At 68.7% G+C, this 23,412-nt stretch carries 15 protein-coding genes; 3 read left to right on the top strand and 12 right to left on the bottom strand.

Annotation, left to right across the window (positions count from 1 at the left end):
• Nucleotides 1–6: 6 nt before the first annotated feature.
• The 6 genes from ABGB08_RS28450 to ABGB08_RS28425 are packed head-to-tail and all read right to left on the bottom strand — an operon-like array spanning nucleotide 7 to nucleotide 8,661.
• Nucleotides 7–2,367: an acetate--CoA ligase family protein gene (locus ABGB08_RS28450; RefSeq protein ID WP_347595844.1), complete on the bottom strand. Its 2,361-nt coding sequence runs from the start codon at nucleotides 2,365–2,367 to the stop codon at nucleotides 7–9.
• A gap of 55 nt (nucleotides 2,368–2,422) precedes the next feature.
• A complete protein-coding gene (locus ABGB08_RS28445; protein WP_347595841.1) occupies nucleotides 2,423–3,577 on the bottom strand; it encodes a Glu/Leu/Phe/Val dehydrogenase dimerization domain-containing protein in 1,155 nt (384 codons plus the stop codon).
• Complete coding sequence (locus ABGB08_RS28440; protein WP_347595838.1) at nucleotides 3,577–5,376, bottom strand: thiamine pyrophosphate-binding protein; 1,800 nt, start codon at nucleotides 5,374–5,376, stop codon at nucleotides 3,577–3,579. Before ABGB08_RS28440 ends, ABGB08_RS28445 begins: the two co-directional genes overlap by 1 nt.
• Nucleotides 5,373–6,539 carry an acyl-CoA dehydrogenase family protein gene (locus ABGB08_RS28435; RefSeq protein ID WP_347595835.1) on the bottom strand — a complete coding sequence of 389 codons (1,167 nt, stop codon included), beginning with the start codon at nucleotides 6,537–6,539 and terminating at the stop codon, nucleotides 5,373–5,375. The genes ABGB08_RS28440 and ABGB08_RS28435 overlap by 4 nt, the downstream gene beginning before the upstream one ends.
• Nucleotides 6,506–7,441 carry a DMT family transporter gene (locus tag ABGB08_RS28430; RefSeq protein WP_347595832.1) on the bottom strand — a complete coding sequence of 312 codons (936 nt, stop codon included), beginning with the start codon at nucleotides 7,439–7,441 and terminating at the stop codon, nucleotides 6,506–6,508. The genes ABGB08_RS28435 and ABGB08_RS28430 overlap by 34 nt, the downstream gene beginning before the upstream one ends.
• Nucleotides 7,438–8,661: an amidohydrolase family protein gene (locus ABGB08_RS28425; RefSeq protein ID WP_347595829.1), complete on the bottom strand. Its 1,224-nt coding sequence runs from the start codon at nucleotides 8,659–8,661 to the stop codon at nucleotides 7,438–7,440. Before ABGB08_RS28425 ends, ABGB08_RS28430 begins: the two co-directional genes overlap by 4 nt.
• 97 nt (nucleotides 8,662–8,758) lie before the next feature.
• On the opposite strand from ABGB08_RS28425, the gene ABGB08_RS28420 reads away from it, so the two are divergent.
• A complete protein-coding gene (locus tag ABGB08_RS28420; RefSeq protein WP_347595826.1) occupies nucleotides 8,759–10,885 on the top strand; it encodes a prolyl oligopeptidase family serine peptidase in 2,127 nt (708 codons plus the stop codon).
• Between the two features lie 124 nt (nucleotides 10,886–11,009).
• On the opposite strand, the gene ABGB08_RS28415 is transcribed toward ABGB08_RS28420, so the two are convergent.
• The 3 genes from ABGB08_RS28415 to ABGB08_RS28405 all read right to left on the bottom strand — a co-directional run bounded on the left by ABGB08_RS28415 (nucleotide 11,010) and on the right by ABGB08_RS28405 (nucleotide 16,987).
• The gene (locus ABGB08_RS28415) at nucleotides 11,010–12,560 is read right to left on the bottom strand and encodes a glycoside hydrolase family 43 protein (protein WP_347595823.1); all 1,551 of its coding nucleotides are present in this window, start codon (nucleotides 12,558–12,560) and stop codon (nucleotides 11,010–11,012) included.
• A gap of 80 nt (nucleotides 12,561–12,640) precedes the next feature.
• On the bottom strand, nucleotides 12,641–15,580 hold the full coding sequence (locus ABGB08_RS28410) for an endo-1,4-beta-xylanase (RefSeq protein ID WP_347595820.1): 2,940 nt from the start codon (nucleotides 15,578–15,580) through the stop codon (nucleotides 12,641–12,643).
• A gap of 27 nt (nucleotides 15,581–15,607) precedes the next feature.
• On the bottom strand, nucleotides 15,608–16,987 hold the full coding sequence (locus tag ABGB08_RS28405; protein ID WP_347595817.1) for a cellulase family glycosylhydrolase: 1,380 nt from the start codon (nucleotides 16,985–16,987) through the stop codon (nucleotides 15,608–15,610).
• Between the two features lie 164 nt (nucleotides 16,988–17,151).
• On the opposite strand from ABGB08_RS28405, the gene ABGB08_RS28400 reads away from it, so the two are divergent.
• Complete coding sequence (locus tag ABGB08_RS28400) at nucleotides 17,152–18,186, top strand: LacI family DNA-binding transcriptional regulator (protein ID WP_155344099.1); 1,035 nt, start codon at nucleotides 17,152–17,154, stop codon at nucleotides 18,184–18,186.
• Here ABGB08_RS28400 and ABGB08_RS28395 read toward each other — a convergent pair.
• The 3 genes from ABGB08_RS28395 to ABGB08_RS28385 all read right to left on the bottom strand — a co-directional run bounded on the left by ABGB08_RS28395 (nucleotide 18,161) and on the right by ABGB08_RS28385 (nucleotide 21,340).
• Nucleotides 18,161–19,012, bottom strand: a complete 852-nt coding sequence (locus ABGB08_RS28395) for a carbohydrate ABC transporter permease (protein ID WP_347595813.1) — start codon at nucleotides 19,010–19,012, stop codon at nucleotides 18,161–18,163. The genes ABGB08_RS28400 and ABGB08_RS28395 overlap by 26 nt on opposite strands.
• Nucleotides 19,009–19,971 (bottom strand): sugar ABC transporter permease, encoded by a 963-nt coding sequence (locus tag ABGB08_RS28390; RefSeq protein WP_347595810.1) that lies wholly within the window; start codon nucleotides 19,969–19,971, stop codon nucleotides 19,009–19,011. The genes ABGB08_RS28395 and ABGB08_RS28390 overlap by 4 nt, the downstream gene beginning before the upstream one ends.
• A gap of 76 nt (nucleotides 19,972–20,047) precedes the next feature.
• Complete coding sequence (locus ABGB08_RS28385; RefSeq protein WP_347595807.1) at nucleotides 20,048–21,340, bottom strand: extracellular solute-binding protein; 1,293 nt, start codon at nucleotides 21,338–21,340, stop codon at nucleotides 20,048–20,050.
• A 294-nt stretch (nucleotides 21,341–21,634) separates the two neighbouring features.
• On the opposite strand from ABGB08_RS28385, the gene ABGB08_RS28380 reads away from it, so the two are divergent.
• Complete coding sequence (locus ABGB08_RS28380) at nucleotides 21,635–23,338, top strand: alpha/beta fold hydrolase (RefSeq protein ID WP_347595804.1); 1,704 nt, start codon at nucleotides 21,635–21,637, stop codon at nucleotides 23,336–23,338.
• The last annotated feature ends 74 nt before the right edge of the window (nucleotides 23,339–23,412 follow it).

Raw genomic sequence — 23,412 nt, 5'->3', positions numbered from 1 at the left:
GCCCCTTTACGGGTCGCGGAGTGTTGCAAGAAGATCAAGGGCAAAGCTGTCCCTTGGCCTTGCCAGTAGCGGGTTGAGTTCCACTCCGGAGAGCTCGGGATGGGCCGCGAGCACCTGCCCCACCGCCACCACCACTCGTGCGACCGCATCCCGGTCGCACGGCGGCGCACCCCGCCAGCCGTCCAGCATCCGGGCGGCCTTCGTCCGGCCGATCAGCCGCAGCGCCCCCTCATGATCGAGCGGCCCAAGCGCGGTCGCCGTATCGGCGACCAACTCGGCCAGCACTCCCCCACTCCCAACCGTGACCAGCACCCCCACCTCCCGATCCCGGTACGCCCCGACAATGAGCTCCACCCCTCCTCCCACCTGCCGCTCCACCCAAAACCCGGCCAGCTCCAGCCGCCCGCCCATCTCCACAGCCCGCTCGTGTACGGCTCCCGCCGACGTGAGCCCCAGCACGACCCCACCCACCTCGGTCTTGTGCACAGGCCCAACAGCCTTGAGCACCACCGTCCCACCAAGCCGAGCGGCCAACCGCGCGGCCTCGTCGGCAGTGGCGGCGAATCCCCCTTCGGGAAACACCACACCTCTGGCGACCAGCTCCGCCCGAATGCGGTCAACTCCACCGACGGGACCAACATCAGCGTTCTCACTGGGTGCCGGACCCATGTCAGTGGCTCCCACCAATCCACCGTCAGCAAGTTCCTGACCTGCCGGACCGATCCCAGTGGCTCCCGCGCGTGCCAATCCACCGTCAGCGGGTTCCTGATGTGCCGGACCTATTCCAGTGACTCTCTCGGGCGCCAGACCACTGCCAGCGGGATCCTGCCGTACCGGACCGATCCCAGTGACTCTCTCGGGCACCAGACCACCGCCAGCGGGATCCTGCCGTACCGGACCGATCCCAGTGACTCTCTCGGGCACCAGACCACCGCCAGCGGGTCCCTGCCGTACCAGACCGATCCCAGTGACTGCCTCGGGTGCCGGACGAGTGTCGTGGGCTTCGCCGGGTGCCGGGTCCGATGTTGGGCGGATTCCCTCGTTCGCGTGGAAAGTCGCGGCAAGGGCGTTGATGGGGTCGTCGATCGTGTCGAAGACGGGGAAGCCGCCGCGGCGAAGTATGTCGGTCGTGGGGCCGTCGGTTCGCATGGTGTGCACCAGGCATCGGCCCCAGGGGAGGTCGCGTGCGGCGGTCTCCTCGATGTCGCGGAGCGCCGGGCTGTCGGCCGCGTAAGCCCCGAAATATCCGGTTAAAAGGACCACGTCGACGTCGGCGGCGACCGCGTGGGCCACACGCGGATATATCCCGAGATCGGCTTCACCGGCCCCTGCGAGGTCGATGGGGTTGGCCAGTCCCGCGTCCGCCGGGAGCATCTTCGCGAGGACTTCGATGGTCTCCGGGGACAGTGCGGGCACCTCAAGTCCCGCGCGTTCGGCGAACTCGGCCGCCAGCGCGCCCTGCCCGCCGCTGTCGGCCACCACGGCCAGGCGCGGCTTCCTCGAAGGGAGGCCGGCCAGGCAGATCTGGGCGGCGTTGACCGCTTGGGCCGGGGTGTGGACGCGGATGACACCGGCCGCGTCACAGAGCGCGTTCACCGCCGTGTCGGGGGTGGCAAGGGCACCGGTATGGGAGTTGATCGCGCGTTCGCCCGCCGCCGAGCCCCCGACGGCCAGCAGGATGACACGTTTGCCTAGCGCCCTCGCCCGGTCGGCGAAAGTGATGAGGGAGCGCCCGAGGGACAGGTCTTCCAGGTAGAGGATGACGACCCGGGTGTTGGGTGCGGTGATGACCGGGTCGAGCAGGTCCGCGGTAGTGAGGTCTGCTTGGGCCCCGACGGACACGAAACGCGAGAGGCCGAGGCCCGCGCGCGTGGCCAGGTAGCCGATTTCGAGGCCGACCGAGCCGCTCTGCGAGACCACGCCGATCGGGCCCGGAGTCAGGGAACCCCAGGTGAGGGCGAGGTCGGTGGCGCCGTCATACACACCCATGCAGGTGGGACCAAGCAGGCGGGCCCCGGCGGCGCGGACGCGGGCGGCCAGGGCCGCATGACCGCCGGGGTAGGCACGGTCGACCCCGGCGGTGATGCCAACGAGATAACGCGCACCTGCCGAAAGCGCGTCCTCGACAACGGCTTCATACGAAGCGGGCGGCGTGACAATCGCCACCAGTTCCGGAAATTTCGGAAGATCGGAAAGCTGTCGATAGGCATGCTGGCCTTGAACCTGCCCGGCCCGGCCATTGATCAGATACACCTCTCGACGACCGACCCCACGCAACGCACCCTTGGCCAGCCAGTAACCCCATTTGGCCGGGTCATCCGACGCACCCACCACCGCGACAGAACAGGGGTCGAACAGACCGTTCACGCACCCTCCCGATCATTCTCACCAACCGCGACAAAACACGGCACGAACCGGCGGTTCATCGGGTTTCCAGGATGCGTTCGCTGAGCGTGTGGGCGATCTCGCGGGGCAGCATGCCGGTGGTCGTGGCCTCGGTGAGGATGTCGGTGACCACTCGGCGCATCCAGGAGCGGATCTTGGCGAACGCGGCGTCGGCTTCGGCGGGGATGTCGCCGAACAGCGTCCACCACCACCAGGAGTTGGTGGCCGAGTTGGCGACCACGTCTGGGACGACGATCACGCCGAAGTCCCGGAGCAGTGCTTCGGCGTCCGGCGTCACCGGGCAGTTGGCGGCTTCGACGATCAGGCGCGAGGTCACCCTCGGGGCTTCGTCAATGCCGATGCAGTACGACACCGCCGCCGGAACCAGCACATCGCACTCCAGGTCGAGCCAGGCGTCCCTGGGCAGTTTCTCGTCGGTGACGCGCAGCCGGGAACGGTCGATGCGTCCGTGTTCGTCCCGGGTGAGCAGAAGCGTCTCCACGTCCAGCCCGTCCGGGTTGGCGACCACGCCCTCGCTGTCGGCGATGCCGACCACCAGGACCCCCGCCCGGGCGAGGAAACGCGCGGTCGCGCCGCCCATCGACCCGAACCCCTGGATCACCGCCGTCGCCCGGCGATCGGGGATCACCAGATCGAGGGCGGTCAGCGCCGCCTCCGCCACTCCGCAGCCCCCAGCGAGATCACCGAGTCCGATCCCATCGACGGTCACCGAGAACGCCTCGTCGAGGCCTTTCAGCGCCGCGTCCGGGTCGGGGAGCAGCGGCAAAACGGCGTCGATGGACGTGCGCAGTCCCGCCTCCTGGCAGGCGGCGTCGATCGACTCCTGCCGCAGGCCCAGATCCTCACCGGTCGCCCAATACGTCTGCAGCAGCGGCTTCATGGCGCTGATGTACCGCCGCAACATCCCAGCCGCCCCCGGATCGAGCGGATCACAGTCGATACCGCCCTTGGCCCCACCCAGCGGCTGATACCGCAGCCCCGGCTCATAGGCCAGCGCCTCCTTACGGCTCATCCCCAGAGCCAGGTCCGCGACCTCAGCCAGCGTGACCCCGGCCCGCATCCGCAACCCGCCACTGCTCACCCCCCGGCCCAGCCGGTCGATGACCAGATATCCCGGCCGCCCGGTCACCTCATCGGTCCAGGTCACCTTCAGGTACGGCTCCCGCGCCATCACGCCTCCCTCAAAACGATCACAGTGGGCCCCGAAGCGTGCAACGCCTTCCCAACCGCCTCCCCGAGCTCCTCCGGCGTGTCCACGGCAACCCCGCCAGCGCCGTACGCCACGGCGAGACCAACGAAGTCGGGATTGTGCAGATCGACCGCCACGGGCGACATGCCGCGCGCCACCATTTCCGCCCGGATCTCTCCGTATCCACCGTTGACGGAGATCACAATCGGCAACGGGAGGCCGAGTTCCACCGCTGTGGCCAGTTCCTGGACGCTGAACTGAAACGCGCCGTCCCCGGCCAGCACAGCGACCGGCCTTTCCGGGTAGGCGATCTTGGCTCCGATGGCGGCGGGGAGCGCGAAGCCCAGCGTGCCGAAGCCGGTCGGATAGAGGAACCGCCCCGGCGGATCAACCGGCAGACCGCCGAGCGCACCGTAGTAGCAGAACATCGAGCTGTCAGCGGTCACGATCGTGTCCGCAGGAAGCACATCCCTGACGGCCTTGAGCTGGGAACCCCACCGACCCGCAAGCGCCTCCAACTCGGCATCCCGCTGAGCCCAGAGAACGGAATCCGACCGCCCCGCGAGCGACTCGGCATCCAAGCCAGCCTGGAGAACGGATTCCGGTCGATCCGCGAGCGACTCGGCATCCCACCCTGCCCGGACAACGGATTCCGGTCGGTCCGCGAGCCACTCGGCATCCGGCCCTGACCGGACAACGGAATCCCGCCGCTCCGCGAGTGACTCGGCGTCCAGTGGCTCCCGCGGAACGTGTTCCGGTATCTGAGGTATCGCCGGATGGATGAGCAGGGCGTTCAAGGCAAGGAACGCGTCGGCGACGATCGGGATCGTGGCGGGGTGGTCGCCGTGCATCTGGGCGGGATCGACGTCGATTCTGATGAGGTGGCCGGTCAGGCGGAAGTCGTCTATCCAGAAGTCAGAGGGGGCCAGTTCGGTGCCGATCGCGAGGACGACGTCGCACGTGGCCAGCCAGGTCTGGACGGCCGGCAGGTGCAGGGTCGCGCCGAGGGCCAGCGGGTGCGACTCGGGGACGGCCGCTTTGCCGTTGGCCGTGGTGACAACGGGTGCGCCGGTGCGTTCGGCCAACGTGAGGGCGAGGGTCCCGGCGCGGGAGCGATGGACGTGTGAGTGGTCGGCGTGGGAGTGGTGGACGCCGCCGCCGAGGACGATCGCGGGGCGCAGGGCCGTACCGAGCAGGGTGGCGGCGGAGGCGATGGCAGTGGGGTCGGGAGCGCGGGGCGGAACCTGGAACGGGGTGGCCGGGGGAACGGACGTGGGGAGGTCGAGGAGGTCTACCGGGATTTCCAGGTGGATCGGGCGGGGGCGACCCTCGGTGAAGGAGGCGAAGGCGCGGGAGAGGGCGGCGGGGATCTCCTCGGGGGAGGTGACGCGGTGGCTCCAGGCGCAGAGAGAGTCCAGGGCGCGGGACTGGTCTTTGGATTCGTGCAGGTAACCACGGCCGAGGCGGGGATGGGTCAGCGGGACGCCGGGTGAGATGAGCAGGACGGGGGACGAATCTGAGTAGGCCTGGGCGAGCGCGGCGGCGGCGTTGAGGACGGCCGGGCCTGTCGTGGTGAGGACGACGCCGGGGCGGCCGGTCGCCCGCGCGTAACCATCGGCGGCGTAGCCGGCGCCCTGCTCGTGGCGGGTGGTGACGCAGCGGACGCCCGCCTCGGCCAACGCCTGGTAGATGGCGAGGTTGTGCGTGCCGGGAATGCCGAAGACGGGGTCCACACCGTACGCGCGAATGGTCGCCGCCAGCACCTGCGCGGCGGTGGTCATCGGCGGGCCAGGGAGCGGGAGATGATCAGGCGCTGGATGTCGGAGGTGCCTTCCTCGAGTTCTTCCAGTTTGGCGTCGCGCATCCACTTCTCGACCAGGAACTCGCGGGAGTAGCCCCAGCCGCCGTGGATTTGCACGGCTGCCCAGGTGCACCACATCGCGTGTTCTGAGGCGGTCAGCTTGGCGATCGCGGCCTCTTCGGTCACGGTCGCGCCGGTGTCGTACAGTTCTGCGGCACGCATGGTTACCAGTCGTGAAATATCCGTCTTGGTGGCCATGTCGGCGAGGCGGAAGGCCACCGACTGGTGGTCGATGATTCTCACGCCGAACTGTTCGCGGTCCTTCGCGTAGGCGAGTGCGGCGTCGAGGGCGGCCCGGGACAGGCCGGTGCAGGCGGCGGCGATCAGGATGCGGGAGGCGTCGAAGGTGCGCATCAGGCCGTAGAAGCCCTGGCCCTCCTCGCCCAGCCGGTTCTCCACCGGCACCCTGACCCCGTCCAGGAACAATTCAGCACAGGCGATGCCACGCTGGCCCATCTTGGGCATCGGGTTGCCTATCGTCAGGCCGGGAGTGCCGCGTTCGACCACGAATGCGGTGATGCCTTTCGACCGGGTTCCCGGCGCGACGGTGGCGAAAATGACGAAATAGTCGGCGAAAGGCGCGTTGGAGATCCAGGATTTCTGGCCGGTCAGGACGTAGTGGTCGCCGTCGCGTACCGCCCGGGTGGTGATCGCGGCGGCGTCCGAGCCGACGCCCGGCTCGGTGGTGGCCAGCGCGGTCAGCGGCGGATCCGCGGAGCAGAGCGGCGTCAGAAAGCGTTTCCGCTGCTCCTCGGTGCCGAGTTCGAGTACGGGCGCGGCGAAGAAGCCGTTGGAGGTGACCAGGTTGCCGATCGCGATGTCGCCATGGCACAACTCCTCCTGCACCAGGCACTGGGTGACCAGATCGGCCACCCCGCCCCCGCCGTACGCCTCGGGAATCATGAACGAGGTCAATCCGATCCCGGCGGCTTTGGCCCAGATCTCCCGGGGCAGCACGTGATCGGCCTCGTCCACCTCCCGGGCGCGCGGCCGGATCTCGGCGGCGGCGAAGTCGCGGGCCAGCCGGACGGCGTCCGCCTGCTCCTCGGTCAACGCCCGGGCGGTACGGGGGACGCGGGACATGTCGCCTCCTCAGGAAGCCAGTGGGGGACGGCCGCCTCACGCCGAGGCCAGGCGACCAGGATCATCGCGGCGACCACGCAGGCGCCGCCGACGAGGACGGGCCAGGTGAGCGCCTCGTCGTAGAGGGCGAAGGCGAAGCCGGTGGCCCACAGCGGTTCCGCCGAGATGACGACGGCGGCGGCCGTGGGCGGGACGTGGGCCTGCGCCCAGGTCTGGGCCAGGAAGGTGAAGGCTCCGGCGATGGTGGCCAGGTAGAGGACCCCGGCCCAGTCGGCGGGGGTCTCGGGCATGGCCACCCCGCCGGGCGCGGCGGCCACCCACATGATCACGGTCAGGGTGAGGATCTGGATGATCGACAAGGGGTACGCGTCCCCGGGGCTGGACCAGCGGCCGAGGGCGACGATGTGCACCGCGTAGAGGGCGGCGGAGAGCAGGGTCAGCGCGACCGGGCCCGGCGCGATCTCGCCGCCGGTGTCGCCGCCGCTGAGCAGGGTGAACGCGGCCATTCCGGCGGTGGCCAGGGCGACCGCGACCCAGGTTCTGCGTTCCGGCACGGTTCTGGTCCAGATCCAGGCCAGTAACGGCGTCAGCACAAGGTACGACCCGGTCACGAAACCCGACACCGAGGACGGCAGTTCGATCAGCGCGAGGGTCTGGACCACGAGGGCGGCGCCGTACACCAGGCCCAGGGCGATTCCGGTCAGCCAGGTGCGGCGGGTCAGTCCGAGGAGGGATCTTGGCCGGATCGCTACCAGGACGGCGACCGCGATCGCGAAGCGCACGGCGTACAGGTCCGCTACGGGTAGGCGGAGCAGCATGTCCTTGGTCAGCGGGAATGTGGAACCCCAGATCGCGGTGACGCTGACCAGGGCGGCGATTCCGGCGAGGTAGAAGCGGTTCACCCGAGCTCGTTCTTGACGACCGTGCCGCCCTTCATCACGAAGGGCACGTGCTGAAATTTCTGGATATCGAGGGCGCCGGGGATGGCGATCAGGTCGGCGTACCGGCCGGGGGTGAGCGAGCCCACCCGGTCTTCCCAGCCCATGCATTCGGCGCTGGTCAGGGTTGCGGCGCGGAGGGCGGCCACGGGGGTCATGCCGTGCTCGACCATGGTGGCGAGCTGGCGGGCCTGGAGGCCGTGCGGGAAGCCGCCCGCGTCGGTGCCGAAACCGATCTTCACGCCGGCTTTGACGGCTTTGGCGAACGCGGTGCGCTGGGCTTCGGCGGTCTCGTCGTTCTTGCGGAGCTGCTCGGCGTCGTAGCCCTGGGACGGGCCGGTCTCGGTGATCCAGTCGGCCCACCAGATGTCGGCGGACAGGTAGGTGCCGTGTTCGACCATCAGGTCCACGCCCTCGTCGTCGAGGAAGCAAGCGTGTTCGATGGAGCGCACGCCCGCGCGGATCGCGCGTTTGATGCCTTCTGCGCCGTGGGCGTGGGCGGCGACGTGGCGGCCGTACCAGGAGGCTTCCTCGACGGCGGCGCGGAGCTGGGGCTCGGTGAGTTCGGGGGCGCCGGGGACGGTGCCGTTGGCGAGGACCGCGCCGGTGGCGATCACTTTGATCAGGTCGGCGCCGTTGAAGATGATCTCGCGGACCCGCTCGCGGATGTCGTCCACGCTGGAGGTCTGGCCGAACCGGAACTCACGCGGCAACTCGATGTCGGGGGCGAGGCCGGTGACCATGCCCCCGCCGCCCTTGACTGTGATGTACGCCCCTGCGACCGCCATCCGGGGCCCCAGAATGTGCCCGGCGTCAATGGCATCCCGTAGTGCCACATCCAGAAATGCCCGAAATGTCCCTACATCGCGGACGGTGGTGAATCCGGCCATCAGCGTGTCGCGGGCGTTGGGCACCCCGGCCAGAGTCTGCTGGGCGGCGCTGTACTTGAGCTCCTGCGCGTAGTCACCACAGGCCGCGACACCGACCAGGTGAGTGTGCAGATCGATCAGCCCGGGCGTTACCGTCACGTCGCCCAGATCGATCAGTTCACCCTCGAACGCGACCTCGGCGGCAGGGCGGACATCGACCACCCGCTCCCCCTCGATCAGGATCACCTGATCGTCGAGCACCCGCCCCGCGACCACGTCCACCAGCCGCGCACACCGCAGCGCCTTGTCCGCCATCGGACCCCCCTTTCCTGATTCGCCACTCAAACACAGCACTCTTTACCTTGGCAATAGTCATTCACTACGCTCCATCCCTGAGCAAGGGGGTACGCGGATGCGCCCGCAGGACCTGGCAGCCGACCGGTTGCTGACAGAGCTGGATGTTGCTCCAAACGGAGCGCTCGCCGCCGTCATCGAACGCCGCGTGGTTCGCGGCAAGGAGCACCATCGCCTGCTGACCGTCCCGATCCCGAGCGCGGGATCCCAGCTCGCCGCCTCGGAGACGGCTCAGGGGTTGCCGGTCGCCACCGAGAAATCGATCAATTCGAATGGCGGGCCTCCGGTCGTCGCCGCGAAAGCACCGATCGCTTCCGGCGAAAGGCGGCCAGCCGTCGCTGCGAAGACATCCATCGCTTCAGACGAGAGGCCGCCGAGCACCGCCGCGAAGGCACCGATCGCTTCCGGCGGAGGGCGGCTAGTCGTCGCCGCGACATCCATCGCTTCGGACGAGAGGCCGCCGGGCATCCCCTCGAAGGCACCGATCGCTTCCGGTGCCGCCGCGACCGTGATCGCGCTGGAGGCGTCGACTCCGCGTTTCTCTCCTGATGGACGCACCCTGGCGTATCTGTTCAAGGACCAGCTTCACACCCGGCCCTCGTCCGGCGGTCCGGCGACCAGGGTCACCTCCTTTCCGAAGGGGGTCACCGACTACGCCTGGTTCGGAGCGGCCTTCGTCGTCGTCGTTCCCGACGAGGACTCTCCGGTCATGTCGGGGAAATCGACCGCGCGCGTGATTCGTCGGCTGGATTGGCGTGAGGATGGTCACGGGTTACGGCTGTATCCCACCCATCTGCACCTGGTCGAACCTGACGGGAAGACGGTCCGGCTGACCTCGGGTGACTGGTGGGCGTCGAGTCCACGGGTCGCGCCCTGCGGGACGAAGGTGGGCTTCATCGCCGATCCCCGGCCCGACGCGGATCTCGACCCGAATCCGCAGGTCTACGAAGTTCCGCTGGCCGGAGGGCCGATCACTCTGGCCAGTTGGGTCGCGGGTCCGGTGACGCGCTTCTCCTACGACCCGGACGGAACCGTCGTCTGCGTCGCGGCCCCGTCACGCCGCCCGACCGACTTCGAAAACGAGCAACTGTGGCACACCGTTCCGGATGAATCCCCCATCTCCCTGACCGGCCACCTCGACCGGTTCTCCGGCCAGGCTCCGACCACGGACGAACGCCTCACGGTCACCTGCGACAACGGCCGGGAGATCGCCCAGCGGGTGACGGACACCGGGATCGTCGACCTGACCCCCGCGCGGCTCGACCCGGTCGTGCACGCGCTGGCCGCCGCCGGCGGCGTGGTGTGCGCGATCGCGACCTTCGGCGGCGCGGCCCGCCCCGATCTCTACCGGCTCACCCCGGAAGGCGACCCAGAACTCCTGTTCCGCTCGGGCGCGGCCTGGCTGTCCAGCTTCGAACGCCCCATCCAACGGGAACTCGAAATCGAAGGCATCCAGGTCTTCCTGGTCGGACCCCCCTCGGACAAACCGCTCCCCGTGATCCTGCAACTCCACGGCGGCCCCGCCTGGGCCTGGCCGGTCGAACCCGACACCGACGCCCTGCTCCTCGCCGCCGCCGGATTCCTGGTCGTCCGCCCCAACATCCGCGGCTCCTTCCACCGCGGGTACGCCTTCGGCACCGCCCTAGGCCCCAACTGGGGCGACCCCGACGCCGAAGACTGCCACACCGTCCTGGACACCCTCATCGCCCTCGGCCTAGCCGACCCCACCCGAATCGGCTGCTACGGCAACTCCTACGGCGGCTTCCTCACCAACTGGCTAATCGGCACGTCCGACCGTTTCCGCGCAGCGGTCAGCCAAAACGGCGTCACCAACCAGATCTCCAGCTTCGCCGCCTGCGACCTAGGCGCGATCTACGACGTGGACTCAGCCCTCGGCGACGTCTGGACCCCGGAAGGCATCGACCACCTCTGGAAGATCTCGCCACTCCGCCACGTCGCGAACATCACCACCCCACTCCTGCTCCTCCAAGGCGAACAGGACCACCGCTGCCCACCCTCCGACGCCGAGCAGATGTTCGTCGCCCTCCGCCGCCTCGGCCGCAAAGTCGAGTACGTCCTCTACCCCGACTCCGACCACTCCCTCACCCACACCGCCCGACTGGACCGCCGAATCGACCGCAGCGAACGAATGATCGCCTGGTTCCGAACCCACCTATTGGATTGACCCCCCTATCGCCGCAACCAAGCACGTATAAGGCTCCAGCTTCCTCGCCGTTATCCGGCGCCGTTTACGCCAGCGCCACTTCTCGCCGCACCGGCGCCAACGGGGGGCCGCCGCATCCGACCGCTCAGATGGGTTGGTATTCGAACCAGTCGAAGGAGGCGGTGTTGGTGGTGGGGGTGCCGTTGGAGGTGGCGTACAGGGCGATCATCGCGCCGATGAAGCCGCCGGAGGTGGTGGAGCTGAGGATGCGGCCGTCCACCGGGTCGCCCAGGTCCCGCCATTCGCCGGGCGCCTCGGCGTACCTGAAACGGTAGTCCTGGCCGTGGGCCTCGACGCCGAGCCAGGTCCTGCCCGCGTGTGACTCGGTGGCGGCGACGACGGTGTCGACCCCGGACGCGCGCCGGATCAGCGTTAGGCCGTGTGCGGAGCGCGCGAACCTGATCTGGTATTCGTCGTTCTGGATCAGCGCGAGACCGGCGCTCTCCCCGCCCTGTGGCTGGAATTCCAGGACAGTGTGGGCGGCGAAGTCCATGTGCTGCTGGCGCCGGGCGATCAGGCTGGGATTGCCCCATTCCGTCAGCGTCTGGGGGCGCAGGCTCAGCGTGAGACGGCTGTCCGCGAGGCTCCAGTACGGCTCTCGTGGGGTGCGCAGATGGTTCCATGCCGGAGACAGCCGCGGCCCGTCGAAGTGGTCGCAGGCGGGTTCCGCGGGCCAGCGGTGGGTGGGGAGGGCGGGGGCGGGCATTTCGGGCTGGACGAGGTCGTAGACCGGCCAGTCGTCTTCCCAGTGGACGCTGGTGAGGAAGGTTTCGCGGCCCAGGTTGTAGCCGCTGTCGGCGCGTACGGCGGCCATGGTGAGCGGCCCGGATGCGGGGCCGCCGTAGGGGCGGGTGGCCAGGAGGACGGACCACCAGTCGCCGTCCTGGGTCTGCACCAGGTCGGGGTGGCCGGTGCTGGTGATCGGGTGGCGCAGGCCGAGGTGGCGGTGGGTGAGGATGGGGTTGCGGGGGTTGGGCTCGTAGGGGCCGGTGATCTGGTCGGCGCGGGCGACCATGATGGCGTGGTCTTCGGCGGTGCCGCCTTCGGAGGTCAGCAGGTAGTAGCGGCCGTTGACCAGGTAGATGTGCGGGCCTTCGGCCCAGATGCCGCCGCGTTGTACGGGCTCCCAGATGACGTGTTCCTCGCCGACGAGCTTCATGGCGGTCAGGTCGAGCTCGCGGAGCCAGATCTCGGTGTCGCCGTCGTATTGTTTGGCGGTCTTCTCGCGGGCTCCGCACATCCATGTGCGCCCGTCGTCGTCGAAGAGCAGCGACGGGTCGAAGCCGCGCGTCTCGGGGAACCAGATCGGGTCGCTCCACGGCCCGGCCGGGTCGGTGGCGGTGACCAGGAAATTGCCCGGTTCGTCCATCAGCGTGGTGATCATGTAGAAGACGCCGTCGTGGTGGCGGATGGTCGGGGCGTAGATGCCGCCCGAAGGGCGTACCCCGTCCAGAGCCAGCTGCGACGGGCGGTCGAGCACGTGCCCGAGCTGGCGCCAGTGCACCAGATCCCGGCTGTGGAAGATCGGCACCCCGGGAAACCACTCGAAGGATGAGGTGACGAGGTAGTAGTCCGCGCCGACCCGGCACACCGAAGGGTCCGGGTGGAATCCCGGAATAACAGGGTTCGTGAACATAGAGTCTCCCCGAACACAGCTGCCGGGCCCCGCACGCTGCGGAAGGGTGGGGCCCGGCAACTGCTCCTATTTGAACATGTTTACTTTGCTAGTTGTAGGACGCCCCAGCGGGAGGTGTTGAGGTAGCTCTGGCCCGTCGGGTCGTTCCAGGTCACGGCGGCGGTCCTGGCCGGGCCGGTGGCGTCGTTGACCTGGAGGTCGAAGCCGAGGAGGGCGTCCTTGGCCAGGGTGACCGTCGGGAGCTTGATGGCCGCCTCGACGATGTAGCCGGTCGGGGTGAGTGAGGCCGCGCTGGTCAGGTTGTCGCGGATGCCGAAGGCGTCGAAGGTGCCGCCGATGCTCTGGTGGCCCGTGAAGCTGATCCGGTACTGCCCGTCGTCATCGTCGTAGCCCTTGGTCTTGTTATTCTCCGGGTCCACGAAGATCTCGACCGAGTCCTCCTCGTACGCGTTGGGCGACTCCTCGCTGAGCACCGGATCGGTGACCCGCGCCAGCACGTACAGCGTGCCGTTGTTCCACAGCGCCTTGACCTTGGCGGTCGCCCCGGAGGTGCCCTGCACCCAGGTCCCGGTGGTGACCTCCTTGGCCTTGCTCCACACCGAGTCCACGGTCCCGTCGACCACCGGCGTGCCCTTGGGTGCGGAGGTCGTCTTGATCGCAGGCAGCAGACTTATGGTGCCATTCCACGAAATTTCCGGACCGGAGGCGTCGTCGACGACCACCTTGACATCGGTCGCCGTACCAGAGGGAAGTTTGGCCTCCACCCGGTAACCGTCGTCGGTCTTCTTGGCGTGCGCCTTGAACCCCTGCGCGTGCGTGCCACCCCGCTGGATCCTGTACGCCGTGCCCTCCACCGTGAACGTCACCGTGTCGGTCTTGTTGTTGGTCGCGTCGACCACCTCACCGAGCACGTAAAGCCCACCGGAGGTGCTCCGCACCTGGAACCCGGCCGACAGGTTCCCAACCCGGGCGATCGGTGCGTCGGGCAGGTAATCCCACGCGACATCCCGCTTCCCGTCCACCTCCACGCTCCCGGCCGGCGCGTTCAACTGCCGGCTCAGCGGCGGCAGCTGCGCAGGATCGGCGATCCCCCAGAACGCGGGCTTGGCCTGCAGCTCGTCGTCGAACGGCAGCGGCGGGTTGAGCCGCGTGATCGGGAACGACGACAGCCAGGTCGCGTCATCGGCCACACCCCAGATCGTCACCGAGGTCAGCTTCGACGCCTGCCGCCGGAACACATCGAAGATCTCCTTGTACCGGTGCCCCTGCTCCGCCAGCACCGCCGCCGGAACGCTCGCGTAGCTGCTGACGAAGTCGGTGTACACGCTCACATCCAGCTCGGTGACCTGCTGCTCGACGCCCAGCTGGGCGAATCGCTCGATGCTCGACTCGATCCACGAGGCCGGCGCCTGCTCGATGTTGACGTGCAGCTGGTGCCCGACCGCGTCGATCGGCACGCCCTCCTGCCGCAGCTGCTTGACCACCTTGAACATGGCCTCGCGCTTGCGCGGGAACTCGGTGTTGTAGTCGTTGAAGACGAGCGTCGCGTCCGGGTCCACCTCGCGGGCCACCCGGAAGGCGGTCCTGATGTAGTCGAGCCCGGCGATGGTGAACCACGGCGAGCGGCGCAGCCCGTCGGGCTGGTTCTCGTCGATGACCTCGTTGACCACGTCCCAGGTGCCGATCCGGCCCTTGTAGCGGCCCATCACGGCGCGGATGTGGTTCTCGATCCGCTGGAGCAGGATCTCCTTGGTGGCCCCGGCGAACACCCAGTCGGGCGTCTGGCTGTGCCACACCAGCGTGTGCCCGCGGAACTGCAGGTCGTTGTCGGTGGCGAAGTCCACCAGCGCGTCGCCTTCGGCGAAGGTGAACACGCCCTCGGTCGGCTCGGTGGCGTCCCACTTGAGCGCGTTGCCCGGAGTGACGCTCTCGTAGTGCTTGTTGATGAGCTTGGCGTGCTCGCCCAGGGTCGCGCCCCGGTAGAAGGCCGCGCCGAGGGTGAACGGCACGGTGTCCTTCAGGGAGGGGATGTCGGTCTGGATCGGCTTGGGCGCGATGTAGGTGAGCGAGAAGTCGTCGATGTCGAACGGCAGCGTGCCGGTGTCGGACTCGACGTACACGCTGAGGAAGTCGTGATCGTAAGCCAGCGTGTACGTCCCCGCCAGCTTGGTCCACACCCCGGCCGCGAGCGCGGTGGGCGCCACGACGCGCTCGTAGCTGGGCGTGCCGCTCAGCCGCCGCTCGATGGAAAGACCGAGGTTCTGCGCGGTGGCCGAGCGCACCCACACCTCAAGGGCGTATTTGGAGCCCTTGGCCATCTTGCCGAGGATGTTGCGGGCCGGGCCGTCCCAGGAGGCGGAGCGGTTGGTGACGGCCAGGCCGTACGAGCCGGCGTGGGCGGCCGAGGTGGACGCCGCCAGGGTGGACGACCCGCGCGGCGCCCAGCCCTGCGCGGCGCCGGTCTCGAAGTCGGTGGACAGGCCGGACTGGGTGGGATCGGAGTCGGCGCTGATGACCACGTCGTCCAGGTAGAACGCGACGGTGTCGCCCGAACTCTCGAAATACAGGTTCAGCGTCGAGTCCACCGAGAACGAGTACGCCCCCGAGATCTCGACCCAGGCCGCGTCGGTGACGGTGGCCGCCCCGATGCGCTCGTAGGTGGTGCTGCCGCCGGACGGCGTGCGCTCCATGGTGAGCGCGACCGTCGAGGACGGCTGGCCCGGCAGCGCCCGCGCCCACGCGGTGACGTTGTAGGTGATGCCCTTCTCGAACGGCGGCGTGATGGACGTGCCGTGCCAGGTCGCAGACCGGCCGGTGACCGACAGGGACTGCGATCCGGAGTGCGCCGCGTCCGCGGTGGTGGCGACGGAGACCCCCGCACCCCGTGGTGCCCACCCCCCGGCACTGGTCTCGTAGTCGTAGCCGGCGATGGTGACGGGATCGGCCAGCGCCGGGGGCGCGAGCAGCCCGGCTAACAGTCCTAGGAAGGCAGGGATCACCCAGTATCGGGCCGTGCGCATGAGGGGGCTCCTGGTCAGGTGGGAGTGTTACGGGTTTCGCGTGATGTCGTCGGTGAGCAGGTCGATGAGCGGCTGGCGGCGGACGCAGTTGGCCAGCGCGAAGGAGTCGGCGAGGGCGACCAGCTCCTCGTCGGAGCAGCCGCGCAGCAACTCGGCGTATTCGGGCACGAGCGCCTGGGCGATGAGGATGTGCCGGACCAGGTCGTCGATCTGGTAGCGCGCGCCCCACGGGTAGGGGTTCCAGGACGGGAACTCGGTGTCCATCAGCCGGTGCAGCGGCGCGAGATCGCTGGCCGACTCCTCCATGGTCGACCCCCAGCGGTCCGCCCCGAGCCGCTGCTTCTTGGCGATGAAGTCCCCGAACCTCTCCATGTACGGCCCCGCCGCCCCGGCCAGCCCCTGCAGCCCGACGTCCTTGTACGTCCAGATCGACCACCCGGCCGCATGCGCGTTGTAGATCTCCAGCTGGTCCCTGAGGATCTGGTACCGCTGGGCGTCGGTCTCCGCGTTCCCGGTGTAGACGGGCCCGAACTCGCCCACCCAGATCGGCGTCCCGGTCTCCCGCTGGAACGCGGTGCGCTTCTCGAAGGCCTGTTCGAGCTGGTCGCGGTCCACCCACTCGCCGCGCGTGTAACCCGGGTAGGGTCCGCCGTGCGCGAACCCGGCCAGCGCGTAGTCGTGGCAGACGAAGACCGTGTTCTCGTACACCTCACGGAAGATCGAGAAGTCGGTGGAGTAGGTGTTGCCGTCCAGGAACAGCACGTGCCCGGGGTCGATCGCGCGGATCGCCTTGACCAGCCGGTCGTAGAGCGGTCCGATCACCTGGCCGCGCACGTCGCCGGGCTCGTTGATCGGGTTGTAGCCGGCCACCCACGGATTGTCCTTGTACCGGTCGGCGATGGCCTCCCACAGGTGCACGGCCCGGTCCTGGAAGTTCCGGTGCTGCCAGAAGGAGGCCACGTGCGTGGGGTTGTCGCTGTGCCAGTGCTGGTTCTGCGATCCGGGCAGCGCGTGCAGGTCGATCACGCTGTAAATTTCACGCTCGCCGAGCAGGCCGACGACCCGGTCCAGATGCCGGAAGCCCTGCTCGATGATCTCGAACGGCTGGTCGTCGGACTCGAAGTGGTGGTAGTTCACCGGGATGCGCACGCAGTTGGTGCCCATGTCGCGGAGCAGGTCCGCGTCGGCCGCGTCGAAGAACGAGGTCAGCAGCCGGTCGAAGAACATCTCATAGCGCTCCTCGCCCAGCACGTCCCGGACGGCCAGCCGCATCGCGGTCTCGTTAGCCGGGTAGCCGGTGATGAAGTTCTCCATGTTCAGCCAGCCACCGAGGCCGACGCCGCGAAGTCGTACCGGCCGTCCAGTTGAGTCGGTGAGGTGGGATCCGGTCACGCGCAAGTCGGGCATCGACGCTCCTGAGCTCTCTGAAAGTTTCGGATATCAACCGAATATTTCGCAAATCGCAGAATAGATACCAGGCAGGTAACACGTCAACATCTCGTGGGAGCGCTTCCATATGCCTATCCGACCTGGGGAAGCGGGACCGAAAGTTTTCGGCTATGATCCGTTCCATGCCATCGAAAAGGCGGGTGACTATCGCCGTTATCGCCGAAGAGGCCGGCGTTTCCGTCCCCACGGTTTCCAAGGTCATCAACGGCCGCCCCGAAGTCGCCCCAGAGACGCGGCAGCGGGTGGAACGCCTGCTGCACAAACACGGATACCAGCGCCGGGTCAGCCCCGGCGACGGCCCGGTCGGGCTGATCGACCTGGTGTTCGCCGAGATCGAGAGCCCGTGGGCGATGGAGATCGTGCGCGGCGCCGAGACCGCGGCCCGCGAGGCCGAGGCCAGCGTGGTCATCTCGGTGCTGCACACCCACGCCGGGCCTGGCCGGGACTGGCTGGAGCGCATCGCCGCCCGCCGGACCGACGGCGTCGTCATCGTCGCCTCGCGGCTCTCGACCGGCCTGCAGGGCCAGCTGAGCGCCCGCTCGATGCCGTTCGTGGTGGTCGACCCCGAGGGCGAGCCCGCCAACGGCGTCGCCTCGGTGGGGGCCACCAACTGGCACGGCGGCCTGTCGGCCACCCGCCACCTGCTGGAGCTCGGGCACCGCCGGATCGGGATGATCGGCGGGCCCGGCGACATGCTGTGCAGCCGGGCCAGGATCGACGGCTACCGGGCGGCCCTGGAGACCGCCGGCGTGCCGGTCGAGCCGGAGCTGATCCGGCACGGCGACTTCCTGGTGGACTCCGGCCACGATCAGGGTCACGCGCTGCTGTCCCTGCCCGACCCGCCGACCGCCATCTTCGCCGGAAGCGACATGCAGGCGTTCGGGGTCTTCGAGGCGGCCCGGCAGCGGGGGCTGCGGGTGCCCGCGGACCTCAGCGTCGTCGGCTTCGACGACCTGCCGCTGGCCAGGTCGGCCTGGCCGCCGCTCACCACCGTCCGCCAGCCCCTCCAGGACATGGCCGACCTGGCCACCCGGATGGTGCTGGCGATGGGCCGCGGCGAGTCCGCCGAGGCCCGGCGGGTGGAGCTGGCGACCGACCTGGTGGTCCGCGAAAGCACGGCGCAGCCATCGCCTATCCCTTCGTCGCGCCCGTGGTGAGACCGCCGACGAGATGGCGCTCGGCGACCGCGTAGAAGGCGAGCGCCGGCACCATGGCCAGCACCACGTAGGCCAGGATGCGGGCCGTGTCCCGGCTGAACTGCCCCTGGAACTGCTGCACGCCGACCGGCAGCGTCCACAGGCCGGGATCGTTGAAGACGACCAGGGGCAGGAAGAAGTTGTTCCAGCTCCCCACGATCGCCAGCACCGAGACGGTGGCCAGCGCCGGGCGCGCCATCGGCAGCAGGATCCGCCAGAAGAACCCGAACGGGGTGCAGCCGTCCAGGGTGGCCGCCTCCTCGATCTCGCCCGGGATCGACCGGAAGAACTGCCGCAGGATGATGATCGTCAGCGACAGGCCGAAGGCGGCCTGCGGCAGGATCACCCCCAGCGGGTTGTTCAGCAGGCCGAAGGAGCGCAGCAGGAGGAACAGCGGCAGGATCGCCACCGCGAACGGGAACATCAGCCCGGCCGCGAAGACGGTGAACAGGAACTCCCGGCCGCGGAAGGCGAACCTGGCGAACACGAACGCCGCCAGCGCCGAGACCCCGACCGTGATGAAGGTGGTGGCCAGGGCGATGAACGAGCTGTTCCAGACCTGGACCCAGAAATCACCGGAGGCCAGCACGTTGGTGTAATTGGACGGCACCCAGGGATCGGGCAGGCCGATCGGGTTCGTGGACAGTTGCTGGTTGTTCTTGAAGCCGCCGAGCACGCCGTACAGGATCGGGAGCAGGATGAAGATGCCGATCACGATCACGACGGCGTGCAGCGCGATCGGCTTGGCCACCTGGATGGCGGGCTTGTCCCGCGCGTGTGTGGTCATCGTTTGGCTCGCATGTTGGTGATGGCCCCTTCGGTGTCGCGGCGCATGACGAATCGCTGGTACCCGATCGCGAACACGAGGCTGAGCAGGAACATCACGACGCTGATGGCGCTGGCGTAGCCGACCTGGAACCGCTTGAAGCCGAACTCGTACATGGTCACGCCCATCGTTTCCGAGGCGTGCACGGGACCGCCGCCGGTGAGCACGTAGACCAGGTCGAACAGCTGGATGGTGCCGATCACCGACAGGAAGATGGTGATCCGGATGGTGGGGCCGAGCAGCGGCAGCGTGACGTGCCAGAACGCCCGCCACGGAGTGGCGCCGTCGATCTGCGCCGCCTCGATCAGCTCGGCCGGGATGGACTGCCGGCCAGCCAAGTACAAGATCATGTGGAACCCGAAGTACTTCCAGGTCATCACGATGAACAGCGAGTACATGACGGTGGACGGCTCGGACAGGAAGGTTGACTCCAGCTCCTCCAGGCCGATGAAGGCCAGCAGATCGTTGGCCAGGCCGCGCTCCGGCGAGAGGATCATCGTGAACAGCACGGCCGTGATGACCTCGGACAGCACGTACGGCATGAAGAAGATCAGCCGGTAGACCGCGCGCCCGCGCATCCTCTGGTTGAGCAGCAGCGCGATGCCCAGCGACAGCGGCAGCTGGATGAGCACCGAGAAGATGATCAGGAGCAGGCCGCGCCACAGGTCGCCGAGGAAGATCTCGTCTTCCAGCAGCCGGATGAAGTTGTCGAGCCCGATGAAGTTCGTCGGGAACCGGCCGAAGCCGTTCCACTTGAAGAAGCTGGAGTACATGGCCAGCGCGATCGGTGCCAGCACCAGCAGCACGAACAGCACGAAGGCCGGGAGAATGAACAGGACGATCGTCACCCAGGCGCGACGCCGACTAGCGGCGGGCGTGCCGCCCGCCGCCGGTCGCGAAGGTGGGGACGAGGCGATCACGCGACGCGATCGCACTCGGGGAGGGGCCGGAGGCGAGGTCGTGCCCTCCGGCCCTTTCGTCGTAGCCACTACGCCATTACTCCGACTGAGCCGTCTCGGTGATGGCCTTGACGACCTCTTCGGGGCTCTTCGTGCCCGCGATGAGCTCGGCCACGCTGTCGTTGACCTGCTGGCCGACCGCCGGCGGGTAGGCCTGGTCGAGGTAGAGCTGGAAGTCGGTCGCCACGGCCAGCGTTTCGGCCACCATCTTGCTCCTCGCGTTGGTCACCGCGTCCTCGGTGCCCTTGATGACCGGGAGGATCGCGCCGGTGCCGATCTCCTTGCGGTGGTTCTCCGGGGACAGGATGAACTTCAGGAAGTCCACCGCCGCCGGGGGCGCGTCCGCGCCGACCGCGAAGCCGCCGCCGCCGCCGAACGCGTCGGTGGCCGCGCCCTTGCCGCCCTCGACCATCGGGAACGGGAAGAAGCCGAGGTCGTCGCCGAGGTCCTTGGAGGTGTCCTTCTGGACGGTGGGCGCCCACTGGCCCATCAGCTCCATGGCGGCCTTGCCGTTGCCCATGGTCGCGGCCTGGCCGTCGGGGGTGTCGTAGTTGGCGCCGAGGAACCCGTTCTGGAACGGCTTGAGGTCGGCGAGCTCCTTGAGCTTCTGCCCGGCCGCGACGAAGTCGGGGTTGTCGAAGGACTTGGTGGCCGCCGCCTGCTTGAGCGCGTCCAGGCCGGCGATCCGCATCGCCAGGTAGGACCAGTAGTAGTGGCCCGGCCACTTCGCCTTACCGGCGAGTGACAGTGGCGTTATCCCGGCCGCCTGCAGCTTCTTGACGTCCTCGATGAACTCGCCCCACGTGGCCGGCGGCGCTGTGATCCCCGCCTTCTCGAACAGCGCCTTGTTGTACCAGAAGCCCACCATTCCGATGTCGTACGGCACGCCATAGGTCTTGCCGCCCAGCTTGTACGCGGCGGCCGCGGCCGGCGTGATGGTGTCGGCCCAGGAGGCGATGTCCGCGGTGATGTCCTTGGCGATGCCCGCGTCGGCCTGCTGCTGGAGCACGCCGCCGCCCCAGGTCTGGTAGATGTCAGGGGATTCGCCCGACTGGGCGACGGTGGTCATCTTCGCCTTGAAAGCCTCGTTCTCCAACGGCGTGACCTTGATGGTGACGTTGGGATGCGCGGCCATGTACTCCTTGGCCATGGCGTCCCACACCGGTGCCATGGGCTCGATGTTCTGGATGTGCCACCACTCCACGGTGACCTTCTCCTGGGCCGCAGCACTGCCACCGGCCGCGGGTTCCTCGCTTCCCGATGAGCCGCAGCCCGCCAGGAGCAACGCGCTCGCTGCCAGTGTGACCACTCCGCGTCGAGTCAACGACATATTGGTGGTTCCCTTCCGTCTTATCGCGGCGGCGAGGGGGTCGGGGGCCGCACGCCACCACGGGATCGGTCTTTGAAACTTTCGATATTTATCCGATAGTTTCCATCGATGGCGCTGAGGTTACATCGGCTTTACCACGGGATCAACGGTCGTTGTGGAGCTGTTACTCGGCCGGGAACGCTAGGGTTCTGCCGTGATCGTCGGAAATCTCGTACGTCGACGCGAGACATCCGATCAGTACGGATCTGGGCAGTAGAGGCGGAACCGGTGCGCCAGTGGACGACGCTCTTGACCGTGACCCTCGCGGTCATCGGTTCGCTTGGCCTACCCGGCCCGGCCCACGCCGACGGCGGCCTTGAGGACCGGCCCTGCCCGGTCCCGGTGCCGACCGCCACGACCTGCGGCTTCATGCTCGTGCCCGAGCGCAGGGACGTCTTCGGCAGCGCCACCGTCAAGGTCGGCTTCGCCGTGCGCCGCGCGGGCGGCGACCAGCCGCCCCTGGTCTTCGCCAGCGGCGGCCCCGGCTCCGCCGCCCTGCCGCTGATCGGCACGCTGGCCGAGCTCGCCCCCGGCCGGGATGTCATCGTGATCGAACAGCGCGGCGGGCGCTTCTCCGAGCCCCGGCTGGAGTGTCCGGAAATAGCCACCGGAATCGTGGCCGGTCTGAAAGCTTCGCGCCCGGACGAGGTGACGGTGGCCGCGGCGACCTGCCGGGCCCGGCTCAGGGCCGACCTGAAGGGCTACCGCACGCAGGAGATCGCGGCCGACATCGTGGACTTGCGGCGCGCGCTCGGCTACCCCGAGTGGAACCTGCTCGGGATCAGCTACTCGACCCGGGCGATGCTGCTGGCCGCCGCCATGGATCCGGAGGGCACCCGCAGCGTGGTGCTCGACTCGTACCTGCCGGAGTCCACGCCCTGGTATGACCAGGCCGTGCCGTCGCTGCGCGGGTCGATCGCCAAGCTCGGCGTCACCGACCGGTTCGACACGATGGTCGCCCGGCTGAACCGGATCCCGGCCGAGGTGGAGATCCGGGACCCGGTCACGCAGGCCCCGGTCGCGGTCCGGCTGACCGGTGACGACGTGGCCACGCTGATCGGCGAGGCGCTCCGGGAGACCGACGTGGTGCCGATCGTGCCCGCCCTGGTGGACGGGCTCGCTGACGGCGACTACACGCTGCTGCGCCCGCTGGTGGACCAGGCCGGGGGCGCGCTCACCAGCCACGAGTGGGGCGAGTACTACGCGGTCCAGTGTCAGGACGAGGCGCCCTCCAACACCTTCGCGGACAAGCGCCTGATCACCGTGGCCGCGGACGCGGCGGTGTGCGCGCAGTGGCGGCTGACCGGCTCGCGGCCGGAGAACGCCACCACCGAGGCGCCGGTGCTGGTGCTCGGCGGGCAGTACGACCCGACCACCCCGCCGGAGACCGCCAGGGCCGCGATCCAGAACCTGCCGAACGCGCGGTTCGCCGAATTCGCCGGCGTCGGCCACGGCGTGTTCCTGTCCAGCCGCTGCGGCCGGGAGACCGTGACGGCCTTCCTGAACGATCCGGGGGCCAAGACGCCCTGCGACGCGGGACAGCGTCCGCACGAGAACCTGAAGCCCGGCGAGCTGCATCTGACCATGCTCGGGTACACGGCGCTGAGCGCGCCCTGGGTGCTCGCCCCCCTGGGCCTGTTCCTCCTGACCGCCGCCGTGCAACTCCTGGGCGGCGGGCTGACCGTCCGCCGCGGCGGCGGCGGCTACACCGCGCTGGCCGGTCTCACCGGCCTCGCCTTCGGCGGCCTCGCCGCCCTCAGCCTGACCGGCATGGCGGGCGGCCCCAACGCGCTCGGCATCGGCGTGCCCCCCGCGATCGTCTGGTACGGCCTGCTCGCCGTCGCCTCAGTCGCCCTGTCGATCGTGGCCGCCTTCCGGCTTCGCGCCCCCGCGATCACCATCCTGCCCGCCGGAATCGGAATGATTTTCGTGGCGTGGCTGTACGGCTGGGCGCTCTGAACCTTTCCTGAAGCCCGGGAACCCCCCTGAGGCACGGCGAACCTTTCCTGAAGCACGGGGACGCAACTTGGCGC

This window comes from Acrocarpospora sp. B8E8 (assembly GCF_039871605.1).
Lineage (GTDB): Bacteria > Actinomycetota > Actinomycetes > Streptosporangiales > Streptosporangiaceae > Acrocarpospora > Acrocarpospora macrocephala.
This window is presented reverse-complemented; position numbering and strand designations above follow the sequence as displayed.

What these genes read in the sequence shown, in the direction of transcription:
- ABGB08_RS28445 (WP_347595841.1), bottom strand. Translation starts at nt 3,577, where the DNA reads ATGGCGCGGGAGCCGTACCTGAAGGTGACCTGGACCGATGAGGTGACC.
- ABGB08_RS28440 (WP_347595838.1), bottom strand. Translation starts at nt 5,376, where the DNA reads ATGACCACCGCCGCGCAGGTGCTGGCGGCGACCATTCGCGCGTACGGT.
- ABGB08_RS28435 (WP_347595835.1), bottom strand. Translation starts at nt 6,539, where the DNA reads ATGTCCCGCGTCCCCCGTACCGCCCGGGCGTTGACCGAGGAGCAGGCG.
- ABGB08_RS28425 (WP_347595829.1), bottom strand. Translation starts at nt 8,661, where the DNA reads ATGGCGGACAAGGCGCTGCGGTGTGCGCGGCTGGTGGACGTGGTCGCG.
- ABGB08_RS28420 (WP_347595826.1), top strand. Translation starts at nt 8,759, where the DNA reads ATGCGCCCGCAGGACCTGGCAGCCGACCGGTTGCTGACAGAGCTGGAT.
- ABGB08_RS28415 (WP_347595823.1), bottom strand. Translation starts at nt 12,560, where the DNA reads ATGTTCACGAACCCTGTTATTCCGGGATTCCACCCGGACCCTTCGGTG.
- ABGB08_RS28410 (WP_347595820.1), bottom strand. Translation starts at nt 15,580, where the DNA reads ATGCGCACGGCCCGATACTGGGTGATCCCTGCCTTCCTAGGACTGTTA.
- ABGB08_RS28405 (WP_347595817.1), bottom strand. Translation starts at nt 16,987, where the DNA reads ATGCCCGACTTGCGCGTGACCGGATCCCACCTCACCGACTCAACTGGA.
- ABGB08_RS28400 (WP_155344099.1), top strand. Translation starts at nt 17,152, where the DNA reads ATGCCATCGAAAAGGCGGGTGACTATCGCCGTTATCGCCGAAGAGGCC.
- ABGB08_RS28395 (WP_347595813.1), bottom strand. Translation starts at nt 19,012, where the DNA reads ATGACCACACACGCGCGGGACAAGCCCGCCATCCAGGTGGCCAAGCCG.
- ABGB08_RS28385 (WP_347595807.1), bottom strand. Translation starts at nt 21,340, where the DNA reads ATGTCGTTGACTCGACGCGGAGTGGTCACACTGGCAGCGAGCGCGTTG.